The following is an 11,453-nucleotide window of genomic DNA, read 5'->3' on the forward strand; positions in this document are numbered from 1 at the left end:
CGATAGCCGCCGTCCCCCGGCAGCGCTCTCAGGTGTGGGTGGCCTCGACCGCCGCGCGCACCACCGCGGTCAGGTCCCCGGTGTCGGCGAACACCCGGCGCTGCAGGTCCGCCCCGGTGCCCCGGTCGAGGACCACCGCCACCCCGTCGGCCACGCGCCGCTCGTCCCCGGCAGCGGCCAAGGCGGGACGCACGTGCTCCAGCAGCGCGGTCACGACCTGCGCGGCCGGCGCAGGGCGGCCGGTCGCGGGGTGCACGAGGTCGCCGGTCAGCCCCGAGCGGCTGGCCCGCCAGGCCGCCATCCGCACCACCTCGCTGCGGACCGCCGGCGCGGGCACCCCCGCCCGCCACTCGCCCGCGGCGGTGTCGACGAGCCCGCGCACCAGCCCGGCGAGGGTGACGGCGTCCTCGGCGCGCAGCGCCACGTCGGCGACCCGCACCTCGACGGTGGGCCAGCGCTCGGACAGCCGGGCGTCGAAGTACACCATCCCGGTGTCGACGATCGTCTCGGTCGCGAGCAGCTCCCGCACCAACCGGTGGTAGGCGGCCGCGTCGCCGAACAGCTCGTTGGGGCCGGACGACGGCCAGCGGTTCCACGCCTGGGCCCGGTAGCTGGCGTGCCCGCTGTCGCGGCCGAGCCAGAACGGCGAGTTGGCGGTGAGCGCGGTCAGCACCGGCAGCCAGACACGGATGCGGTCGAGGACCGCGACGCCCTCCTCGTCGTCGGCCACGGCGACGTGCACGTGGCACCCGCAGGTCAGCTGCTCGGCGGCGGTGAGGCCGAAGGTGTCGGCCATCTCGGTGTACCGCTCCCCCGGCGTGGTGCGCGGCTCGACGCGCACCGGCGAGCTGGCCAGGGCGGCCACCCGGGCGCCGACGCCACGGGCCGCCGCGTCCGCCCGCTCCCGCCAGTGCCGCAGGTCGGCGGCGACGTCGTCGAGGCCGGTGCAGACGCGGGTGCCGAACTCCAGCTGCTGGGCCTTGAGCTCGGGCACCAGGCGCGCGGCCGGGTCGGCTCCGCCGGCCTCGTCGTCCCGGGCCGCGCGGTCGTGCTCGTCGACCGTCTCGCCCTCCCCGCGACGGGCCGCCACCTCGAGCGCAGCCGGCCCGAGCGGTACCGGCCGCCCCGAGGGGTCGACGACCAGCAGCTCCTCCTCGACACCCACCGTCCGCACGCCGACCAGCATCGTCGGGGACCTGTGGTACCGCGCGGCGAGCGGGTGAGAGACCGGACGCCGGGTTCGGTGCTCCGGCGCCGGAGGCGCCGTTCTTGTGGTCGACGGCTCGACCGATTGAGTTGTTATTATTGTTGTTGGGTATAACGGTAGAGTGGCTGCATGACCGACCGGTGGGCACAACCACTGCCGGCGATGCCGGCTCCACCCCCCGAGCGGGCCTGGCAGCGACTGCCGGTGCCCCCGGGCTACGAGGCCCAGTGGCGCCGGCTCGTCGACGCCGCCCTCGAGGTCGGCATGGGGCCGGACGCCCTCGTCGAGGAGGGCATGGCCCCGATCGCCGAGGCCCGCGACTGGAAGCCGGCCACCGTCGCCCTCTACAGCAAGGTGGCCCGGTACGGCGGGATCGCGCTGCCCATGGTGCGGACGCCGGAGCCCGACCCGCAGACCCTGGAACTGCGGCCACTCTCGCAGATCAGGAGCGAGGACCCCGAGCACCTGCGCACCGTGGCGTGGTGCGCGCTGGCCTTGGGCTGGCCCGGCACCGTCGGGCAGTTCCGGTCGCTGCGCCGTGACCAGGTGCACCCCACCGCGCGGCGGGTCGTCGTCCGCACCGAGGACGGCGAGTGGTCGGTACCGGGCGCGCTGACCGCGTGGCACGCCTGGGAGGACTGCCGTGCCCGGTTCCCCGCGCTCGCCGACAGTCCGTGGGTGCTGCCGGCGCTGCGCCGTGGGCCGGGCCTCGCCTCGGCGGTGGGCGCCCAGCTCTCCACCCAGGCGCTGCAGGTGACCTTCGCCAAGCACGCCGTGCGGACCGCGCAGCACCTGCGCATGAGCGCGCCACCGTCGCGGCGCGAGTGGGCCGAGGCGCTGGCGGTGCAGTACCTGACGCTCTCCTACGACTCCTACCGTCGGCTCGCGCTCGCGGGCGGCACCGAGCCGGTCGCCCCACGCGGCGCCGTGCGCGCCAAGCGCAGTGCCGCCCGGGCGGCACGGGAGGCCGAGGGTCGCGGCTCCTGACCGAGGCGCGGATCCCCCGTGGTTGCTGGAGGTGTTTGCCTTTTGTTTTTTGTAGGTGATCGTTGGGGATAACGGAGACGTACGCGCCATAGACGTGCGCCACGGGTCCGGCATGACAGCGGCACGAGTTGCCCGCCGGTCGGTCCAGGGACGGGCGCCGGCTCTGGCGGCACCGAGCGCTCGGCCACAGCGAGCCCAGGCCGTCGTGGCGCCCTCCGCAGCCGATGCCGTTGCCCGGTACTGCAGCAGGGCTCAGAGGGCCGGGTACCGGGTGGGCCTCTCCCCTACCTCGGTGCGTGCGGGGGTCCCTCGCGTTGGTGATTGCGATGTTGTGGATAACGGGCCGACGCCCGGCGCGCACGCAGGACGACCGTGCCGGTGTCCGTGACGCGCCGACTCAGAGAAGCGTGAGCTGCTCGCCCGCCGGTGCTGCGGCGGGGCGGGCCTGCGCCGTCCGGGCGCCCGGACGGGTCGGCGGCAGGCTCCCCGCCGGGAAGTCGCTCTCCCCATCGCCGGGGATGCCGGCCGGGGTGTCGCCGACGTCCGCCCCGCGCGCCGCTCCCCCGGCCTGCCGGTCGAACCCGTACCGGGCCAGCAGCGGGGCCACCCGCCCGGCCAGCCAGGTGCGGTACTCCGGCGCCACGACGGCTCCGCGGCGGTAGAGCTGCTGATAGCGCGGCACGAGCTGCGGGTGCTCGCGGGCCAGCCAGGCGGAGAACCACTCGCGGGCGCCGGGGCGGAGGTGCAGGGGGACGACGGTGACGCCGCTGGCACCGGCCTCCGCGATCGCCCCCAGCGCGGCGTCGAGGTCGGCCAGCCGGTCGGTGAGGCCGGGCAGCACCGGGGCGAGGAACACCCCGCAGGACAGGCCGGCATCGGTGATCGCCCGTACCAGCTCCAGCCGCGACCGCGGGCTGGGCACCCCGGGCTCGAGCGAGGCGTGCAGGTCGCCGTCCCAGATGGCCATCGAGACACCCAGCCCGATCGGGACGTCCCGGGCGGCGGCCGCCAGCAGCGGCAGGTCCCGGCGCAGCAGGGTGCCTTTCGTCAGGATCGACAAGGGCGTTCCGGAGCCGGCCAGCGCGCCGATCACCCCGGGCATCAGCCGGTACCGCCCCTCGGCGCGCTGGTAGGGGTCGGTGTTGGTGCCCAGGGCGACGTGCTCGCGCTGCCACGACGGCCGAGCCAGCTCGCGGCGCAGGACGTCGACCAGGTTGGTCTTCACGACCACCTGGCTGTCGAAGTCTCGCCCGGTGTCCAGCTCCAGCCACTGGTGCGTGCCGCGGGCGAAGCAGTTGTGGCTGACCACGCCGTTGGCGATGAAGTCCCCTGTCCCGGTGGTGATGTCGTACATCGGCATCTCGAGCCCCAGGTCCTGGACCTCGACCACGCGGAGATCGGCGTCGCTCGTGACGGCGATGCCGTCGAGCGGGCACGTGCGGCGGATCGCCGGGTCGACCAGGTGGATGAACCGCACGTGCTCACGCAGGCCACCCCTCAGGTAGCCGCGGCGATGGTCCGCGCAGACGTCCAGCGCATCAGCCGACCGGCCGAACCCGAGCAGCTCATCGTTGGTCGTCAGGTACGGGCGGCGGTCGCGGCCGGCCATCGCCCCGGTGACGTGCTTCCAGCCGCGGCCGGTCAGGAAGCGGTGGTCGCCACTGGCGACGAGCTCGGTCCCGTCGGCCAGACGCACCCGGTGGGCGGGCTTCACCGTCGACCAGTGCGCCAGCACCTCGGTCGTCACGTAGTGCCGGTACGTGCCACGGCGCTCGGTCCCGACGATCCGTTCGCCTACCCGCAGGTCGGCGATCGCCTTCTGCCGCCCGTCGGCCATCAGCACGAGCGTGTCGCCCCGTAGGCAATACACACACGCATGCGAACAGCCCCTGTAGGGGTTGATCGTCCAGCGGAACGGCACCGCCGAGTCCCCAGGTACCTCGTTGAGCGCACTCTTGCTGCGCACCTCGTGGAACGTCAGCCCGGGGAACTCCGGAACCTGCACGCTGCGCAGCAGGCCGCGCAACGTCGGCATGCCGGGCAGCGTCGCCGGGTCCTCGGCGTCCAGCCGCTGGGCGTCCCACCGCATGCCGGCCATCCGAACACACGTTCGAGAGCCTGTCCAGCCGGGGCTACAACGGCGGGCGGTCCTCGTAGAAGGTGGAGAGCACCACCGTCGTCCGGGTGCTGACGTTGGCCGTCTGCCGGATGGTGCGCAGCAGCGCCTCCAGCGCGTCGGGGGACGACACCCGCACCTTGAGCAGGTAGCTCTCCACCCCCGCCACCGAGTGGCAGGCCTCGATCTCGCGCAGGTGGGCCAGCAGGGACGGCGCGTCGTCGGGGGTGGCGGCGTCGGACGGCGTGATCGCCACGAAGGCCGTCAGGCCCAGGCCGAGGGCCTTCGCGTCCAGCTTGGCGTGGTAGCCGGTGATCAGCCCGCGCTGCTCGAGCCGGCGGACGCGCTGGTGCACCGCCGACACAGACAGCCCCACCCGCTCGGCGAGCTCGGTGTAGCTGGCCCGCCCGTCCCGGGCCAGCGCGGCCAGCAGCGCCCGGTCGACGTCGCCGGAGGTGAGCGGCCCGCCGCCGTGGTCAGCCGGGGAGGACGACGAGCTCACGCGGGCCCTCGTTGAGCGCCGTGACGCCGTCGTCGGTGCAGACGACGATGTCCTCGATCCGGGCGCCGCAGCGGCCGGGCAGGTAGATGCCCGGCTCGACGGAGAACGCCATGCCCGGCTCCAGCGGCAGGTCGTTGCCGGCGACGATGTAGGGCGCCTCGTGGGTGTCCAGGCCGATGCCGTGCCCGGTGCGGTGGATGAAGTACTCCCCCCACCCGGCGGCGGCGATGACGTCGCGGGCGGCGGCGTCCACCTGCTCGCAGGTGACCCCGGGGCGGACGGCGGCGGTCGCGGCGCGCTGGGCCTCCTGGAGGACGGCGTACCACTCGGCGACCTCGGCCCCCGGCGCGCGGCCGACCGCGTACGTGCGGGTGCAGTCCGACCGGTAGCCGGTGGCCGTCTCGCCGCCGATGTCCACCACGACGACGTCCCCCTCCTGCACCACCCGGTCGGAGAGCTCGTGGTGCGGGCTGGCGCCGTTGGGCCCGGACCCGACGATGGTGAAGTCCACCGACACGTGCCCCTCGGCGAGGATCGCCGCGGCGATGTCGGCCCCCACCTCGGCCTCGGTGCGCCCGACCTGCAGCCACTCCCCCATCCGGGCGTGCACCCGGTCGATGGCCGCGCCGGCCGCGGTGAGCTCGGCGACCTCGGCCGGCGTCTTCACCATGCGCAGCCGGTCGACGACGGGGCTCCCCAGCTCCAGCGCCGCCCCGGGGAGGGCACCGGCGACGCCGAGCGCGTGCAGCGCCCAGGTGCGGTCGCCCACGGCCACCCGCGCCGGCGCGGCGCCCAGGCGCGCGGTGGCGGTGCGGCCGAGCAGCGCGAACGGGTCGTCGGTCTCGTCCCAGGCCAGCACCTCCAGGCCCAGGGCGCCGGCCGGGCTGGCGTCGACCATCGGCGCCTCCAGCCGGGGGACGACGAGGAACGGCTCGCCCCGCCGGGGCACGGCCAGCGCGGTCAGCCGCTCCATCGCGTGGGCGTCGTAGCCGCAGAGGTAGCGCAGGTCCGAGCCCGGGGTGACGACGAGGAGGTCGACCCCGGTCTCCGCGGCGACCTCCCGCACGGCAAGCATGCGGTCGAGGGTCACCAGCGGCCCGGACGCGGTCGGAGCGGCGGTCGGAGAGGACACGAACGGGAGCGTAACCAGCGGATACGACGACAGCGTCCGGCCGTTACCGTCCCGAGTCGTGACGACGATGCTGCTCGACGCCGCCAGCCTCTACTTCCGGGCGTTCTACGGGGTCCCGACCAGCGTCACCTCACCCGACGGGCGCCCGGTCAACGCGATCCGCGGCTTCCTCGACATGACCGCCCGGCTGGTCACTGCCCACTCCCCCGACCGGCTCGTCGCCTGCTGGGACGACGACTGGCGCCCGGCCTTCCGCGTGCGGGCGCTGCCCTCCTACAAGGCGCACCGGCTCTCCCCCGACGGCGGCGAGGAGACCCCCGAGGAGCTCGGCCCGCAGGTGCCCGTGCTGGTCGACGTGCTCGCCGCGGCGGGGCTGGCGCGGATCGGCGCCCCCGGCTACGAGGCCGACGACGTCATCGGCACGCTGGCCACCCGCGCCCGGGGCCCGGTCGACGTGGTCACCGGCGACCGCGACCTGTTCCAGCTGGTGGACGACGAGCGCGGCGTGCGCGTCCTCTACACCGCCCGCGGCATCACCGACCTCGAGCTGGTCGACGAGGCGGCCGTGACCGCGAAGTACGGCATCCCGGGGCGGGCCTACGCCGACTTCGCCGTCCTGCGCGGCGACCCCAGCGACGGGCTGCCCGGGGTGGCCGGCATCGGCGCGAAGACCGCGGCCGCGCTGATCACCGAGTTCGGCGACCTGACCGGCATCCGTGCGGCTGCCGCGCGCGCCGTCGTCCCGAAGCCGCCGCTGACCGCCGCCGTCCTCAAGAAGCTGCACGCCGGCGCGGACTACCTCGACGCCGCCCCGGTGGTGGCGGCCGTCGCCCGCGACATCGACCTGCCGGCGGTGGAGGGCGCGCTCCCCCGCCGTCCGGCCGACCCCGGCGCGCTGGCGGCGCTGGCCGCCGCGCACGGCCTCGAGTCCTCGCTGCGGCGACTCGGTGCGGCGCTGGGCTGGCCGGAGGACACGCTGAGCTGAGCGCTACACCTCTTCCCAGGTGTAGGCGGCGGTGTCCTCGTCGGTGATGACGATGCGGAGGGTGACCTCCTCGCCGTCGGCCGTGGTGCCGGTGCACTCGTAGTCGGCACCCTGCTCGACCTGCATCTCGTCGTCGCAGGTCAGGTCGATGGCCACGCCCTCGATCTGCTCGAACTGCGCAGCGACGTCCTCCTCGACCCGCCCGGTGTCGAGCACGGTGTCGGCGAAGAGCCGGGCGAGCACCACGGCGACCAGCAGCAGGACGGCCGGGACGACGATGCCGGCCACCAGGCCCTTGCGCGACCGGCGCGGCGGGGCAGGCGGCGGCCCGTGGGGCGACTGTCCCCACGGCTGGCCGTACGGAGCCTGCCCGTACGGCGGCTGACCCGCGGCCGGCTGCCCACCCCACGGCTGCCCGTACTGCGGGGACGGCGGACCGTAGGCGGGCCCGCCCTGCGGCGGCTGCCCGCCGTACGGACCCGGCGCCGGCGGACCCCAGGGGCCGGGCTGCGGCGGCCCGGGCTGCTGGGGCCACTGCTGCGTCGGCCACGGCTGCTGGGGGGGCCGGCCCGGCTCACCGGGCGGCGGGCCGCCGTGCGGGGGGTTGGTCATCGTCGACAGATCCTGCCCCACCCACGGCTCAGCCGCCGACCGCCACGGCCACCACGCCGCGCCGCACCCGGTCCACCGCCGTCCGGGCCGTGGCCGCGAGCGGCTTGTCCGCGACCTTGGCCAGCTGGTCGAGCAGGTCCAGCAGCTGGCGGGCCCAGCGCACGAAGTCGCCGCCGGAGAGCTCGGTGCCGGCCTGCTCGGCCCCGGCCAGGACGCGGTCGAGGCTCTGCCCGTCGGCCCAGCGGTAGGCCGCCCAGGCGAACCCCAGGTCCAGGTCGCGGGACGCCGGGACGCCGTGGTCCAGCTCGACGTCCTGCAGCCGCGCGCGGATCTGGCGCATCTCCGCGATCGCCGCGGCGACCTTGCCGGCCGGGACCGCGGGCTGGCCGGGCATCTCCCGGCGGGCCTCGAACACCAGCGTCGAGACCGCGGCGGCCAGCTCCGCCGGGGTGAGCCCGCGCCACACCCCCGAGTGCAGGCACTCGGCGACGAGCAGGTCGGCCTCCGACCAGATGCGCGCCAGCCGCCGGCCGTCGTCGGTGACCACCGGACTGACGTCGGCGACCTCGTGGTCCACCGGGTCCTCCCCCTCGGCCACGGGCGGCGCCGCGGGGTCGGGCACCAGGTAGCCCAGGTCCTCCAGCACGTCGCAGGTGCGGTCGAACTGGCGGGTCAGCGAGCCGGTGCGCTCGGCCATCCGCCGATGGGTGGCCTCGGCCTCCCGCGTGGCCCGCAGCCAGCGCTCGGCCGCCCGCACCCGCTCCTCCCGGTCGGGCAGCGCGTGCACCGGGTGCGCGCGCAGCGCCCGGCGCAGGTCGTGCAGCACCGGGTCGTCGGCGGCCGCGGAGCGGTTCTTCACCCGCCGTGCGCCCAGGTCGTTCTCGACCCGGGCGTTGCGCAGCGTGGCGGCCAGGTCGCGGCGGGCGTGCGGGCTGCGGTGGTTGAAGTTCTTCGGCACCCGCACCCGGGCCAGCGCGCTCACCGGCGTCGGGAAGTCGACGGTGCCCAGGCGCCCGGCCCACTTGTCCTCGGTGAGCACCAGGGGGCGTGGCTCGGTCAGGTCGGTCACCCCGGGGTCGAGGACGACGGCCAACCCCTGCCGCCGTCCCGACGGCACCCGGATGACGTCCCCGGGCCGCAGCGCCGCCAGGGCGTCGGAGGCCTCCATCCGGCGCTTGGCCGCCGAGTCGCGGGAGAGCTCCTTCTCCCGGTCGGCGATGTCCTGGCGCAGCCGCGCGTACCCGGCGACGTCCCCGCCCTCGGAGTGCATCTCGGCGGCCCAGCGCTCGGCGTCCCGCTCGTGCCGGGCCGCGGCGCGGGCCAGCCCCACCACCGAGCGGTCGGCCTGGAACTGCGCGAACGAGGAGGCCAGCAGCTCGCGGGCGCGGGCCCGGCCGAAGGAGCTGACCAGGTTCACGGCCATGTTGTAGCTGGGCCGGAAGCTGGACTTCAGCGGGTACGTGCGGGTGCTGGCCAGCCCGGCGACCACCGAGGGGTCCATGCCCGGCGCCCAGACGACGACCGCGTGCCCCTCGACGTCGATCCTCCGCCGTCCGGCCCGGCCGGTGAGCTGGGTGTACTCCCCCGGCGTCACGTCGACGTGTGCCTCGCCGTTCCACTTGACCAGCCGCTCGAGGACGACGGTGCGCGCCGGCATGTTGATGCCCAGGGCGAGGGTCTCGGTGGCGAACACGGCCTTGACCAGACCGCGGACGAAGCACTCCTCGACGGCCTCCTTGAACGCCGGGACCAGGCCGGCGTGGTGCGCGGCGATCCCGGCCAGCAGGCCCTCGCGCCACTCCCAGAAGCCGAGGACGTGCAGGTCCTCCTCCGGCAGCGACCCGGTCCGCTCGTCGACGATCGCGGCGATCTCCGCGCGCTCGTGCTCGTCGGTCAGCCGCAGGCCGGCGCGCAGGCACTGGTCGACGGCGGCGTCGCAGCCGTTGCGACTGAACACGAAGGTGATCGCCGGCAGCAGGCCGTTGCGGTCCAGCCGCTCGATGACGTCGGGGCGGGCCGGCGGCCGGTAGCGCGGCTTGTGCCAGTCGCGCTCGCGGCGGGAGCCGCCGTTGCCGCCGCCCCAGGTGTCGATCCGCCGCTCGTACTCGCGCACGTAGCGGACCAGCTCCGGGTCGACGACGCTGGCGCCGCGCTCGCGGGTGGACTGGCCCCGCGGAGAGTCGTCCTGCTCGGCGGCGTGCGCGGCCGGGCGCAGGCTGAACAGGTCGAACACCCGGTTGCCGACCAGCATGTGCTGCCACAGCGGGATGGGCCGGACCTCGCTGACGACGACCTTGGTGTGGCCGCGGACGGTGACCAGCCAGTCGGCGAACTCCTCGGCATTGCTCACCGTCGCCGACAGCGACACCAGGGTCACCGACTGCGGCAGGTGGATGATCACCTCCTCCCACACCGCGCCGCGGAAGCGGTCGGCCAGGTAGTGCACCTCGTCCATCACGACGTAGCCCAGGCCGTCGATCGCCGGGGACTCCGCGTAGAGCATGTTGCGCAGCACCTCGGTGGTCATGACCACCACGGGCGCGTCGCCGTTGATGGCGTTGTCCCCGGTCAGCAGGCCGACCTTCGCCTCGCCGTAGCGGTCGACGAGGTCGTTGTACTTCTGGTTGGACAGCGCCTTGATCGGTGTCGTGTAGAACGCCTTGCGCCCCTCGGCCAGCGCCTTGTGGACGGCGAACTCGCCGACGACGGTCTTGCCCGCGCCGGTGGGCGCGCAGACGAGGACGCCGGCACCCTCGTCGAGGGCCTCGCAGGCCTCCACCTGGAACGGGTCGAGGGAGAAGCCGAGCTGCGCGGCGAAGTCGGCGAGCGCGGGGTGGGCACCGCGCCGACGGGCAGCCGCGTACCGCTCAGCGGGGCTGGACATGTCTCCACGTTAGGCGCGTCTCCCCCACTCGGCGCGGTCGGTCTTGTCGGCGCTGTTGCTGGGGATAACGGTGATGCGACGAGATGGGTCCGAGGATGATCAGCTCAGCTGGTCGTCGGGCCTCGGCTCAGCGGCCGGCGCCCACCACCGCCAGGGCCCCGGGCACGCAGACGCTGACCGCCGGCAGCGGCGCGACCGGTTCGCCGTCGGCGTAGGTGGTCAGCCCCTCGCCCGCCAACTCCACCCGGCGGGCGCGGTGCACGGTGACCGCGGGGTGCGTCACGTGCGTTCCGGCGGTCAGCCGTGGCCGGGTGCGCACCAGCTCGCGGCGGCTGACCGGCCCCACGACCGTGACGTCGAAGGCGCCGTCGATGGGGTCGGCGGCCGGGCAGACCCGCAGGCCGCCGCCGTACCAGGCGGTGTTGCCCACGGCGACCAGCGTGGCGGCCAGGGTCCGCGGCTCGCCGTCCAGGACGAGGGTGAGCTCGCGCGGCCGCAGCCGGGCCAGCTCGGCGAGGATGGCCACGTCGTAGCGGCGCGGCCCCCGGGGCCAGCGCAGCCGGTTGGCCCGGTCGGTGACGGCGGAGTCGAAGCCGCAGCACAGCACGGTGGCCCACCAGCGCCCGCCGGTGCGGCCGGCGTCGACGGAGCGGACCTCCCCCGCCCGCAGGTCGGCCACCGCCGCCTCGGCCGCGGTGGCGGGGTCGGCCGGCACGCCGAGGGCGAGGGCCAGGTCGTTGCCCGTACCGGCCGGGACGACGGCCAGCGGCGTGCCGGTGCCGGCGACCGCCTGCAGGCCGGCGTGCGCGGCGCCGTCCCCACCGATCGCCACGACCGCGGCGGTGCCGGCGGCGACCGCGGCCGCGGCCTGGGCCTCGGCGGCGGCGCGGGTGGTCGCGGCGACGGCCGCGGCCCGCACGGTCAGCCGGCGCCGCAGGCGAGTCACAGCGTTTAGATCACGTGTGGCGGGCGAACGTAAAAAACAAGACAAAGGAAACATCAACAGAGTAGATAAGAATAGAATTATA

General features: G+C 75.2%; 9 protein-coding genes. 2 read left to right on the plus strand and 7 right to left on the minus strand.

Annotated features, from left to right (window positions below):
* Nucleotides 1-28 precede the first annotated feature (28 nt).
* Entirely contained in the window at nt 29-1,174 is a 1,146-nt protein-coding gene (locus tag CNO22_RS05635; protein WP_232806816.1) for a glutamate--cysteine ligase 2, read from the minus strand.
* 162 nt (nt 1,175-1,336) lie between these two features.
* On the opposite strand from CNO22_RS05635, the gene CNO22_RS05640 reads away from it, so the two are divergent.
* Complete coding sequence (locus tag CNO22_RS05640) at nt 1,337-2,194, plus strand: hypothetical protein (RefSeq protein WP_100498356.1); 858 nt, start codon at nt 1,337-1,339, stop codon at nt 2,192-2,194.
* Between the two features lie 397 nt (nt 2,195-2,591).
* Here CNO22_RS05640 and CNO22_RS05645 read toward each other — a convergent pair whose 3' ends face one another.
* The 3 genes from CNO22_RS05645 to CNO22_RS05655 are packed head-to-tail and all read right to left on the minus strand — an operon-like array spanning nt 2,592 to nt 5,944.
* The gene (locus CNO22_RS05645; protein WP_232806817.1) at nt 2,592-4,292 is read right to left on the minus strand and encodes an Rv2578c family radical SAM protein; all 1,701 of its coding nucleotides are present in this window, start codon (nt 4,290-4,292) and stop codon (nt 2,592-2,594) included.
* A gap of 34 nt (nt 4,293-4,326) precedes the next feature.
* Complete coding sequence (locus tag CNO22_RS05650) at nt 4,327-4,812, minus strand: Lrp/AsnC family transcriptional regulator (RefSeq protein ID WP_100498357.1); 486 nt, start codon at nt 4,810-4,812, stop codon at nt 4,327-4,329.
* Nucleotides 4,787-5,944 carry a M24 family metallopeptidase gene (locus tag CNO22_RS05655; RefSeq protein ID WP_232806818.1) on the minus strand — a complete coding sequence of 386 codons (1,158 nt, stop codon included), beginning with the start codon at nt 5,942-5,944 and terminating at the stop codon, nt 4,787-4,789. The genes CNO22_RS05650 and CNO22_RS05655 overlap by 26 nt, the downstream gene beginning before the upstream one ends.
* A gap of 67 nt (nt 5,945-6,011) precedes the next feature.
* On the opposite strand from CNO22_RS05655, the gene CNO22_RS05660 reads away from it, so the two are divergent.
* Nucleotides 6,012-6,929: a 5'-3' exonuclease gene (locus CNO22_RS05660; protein ID WP_100498365.1), complete on the plus strand. Its 918-nt coding sequence runs from the start codon at nt 6,012-6,014 to the stop codon at nt 6,927-6,929.
* Between the two features lie 3 nt (nt 6,930-6,932).
* Here CNO22_RS05660 and CNO22_RS05665 read toward each other — a convergent pair whose 3' ends face one another.
* The 3 genes from CNO22_RS05665 to CNO22_RS05675 all read right to left on the minus strand — a co-directional run bounded on the left by CNO22_RS05665 (nt 6,933) and on the right by CNO22_RS05675 (nt 11,371).
* Nucleotides 6,933-7,541 carry a DUF4333 domain-containing protein gene (locus CNO22_RS05665; RefSeq protein ID WP_100498358.1) on the minus strand — a complete coding sequence of 203 codons (609 nt, stop codon included), beginning with the start codon at nt 7,539-7,541 and terminating at the stop codon, nt 6,933-6,935.
* 28 nt (nt 7,542-7,569) lie between these two features.
* Nucleotides 7,570-10,425 (minus strand): DEAD/DEAH box helicase, encoded by a 2,856-nt coding sequence (locus CNO22_RS05670; protein ID WP_100498359.1) that lies wholly within the window; start codon nt 10,423-10,425, stop codon nt 7,570-7,572.
* 127 nt (nt 10,426-10,552) lie between these two features.
* Nucleotides 10,553-11,371 (minus strand): diacylglycerol kinase family protein, encoded by an 819-nt coding sequence (locus tag CNO22_RS05675; protein WP_232806819.1) that lies wholly within the window; start codon nt 11,369-11,371, stop codon nt 10,553-10,555.
* Nucleotides 11,372-11,453: the final 82 nt, after the last annotated feature.

Source organism: Geodermatophilus chilensis (assembly GCF_002802985.1).
Lineage (GTDB): Bacteria > Actinomycetota > Actinomycetes > Mycobacteriales > Geodermatophilaceae > Geodermatophilus > Geodermatophilus chilensis.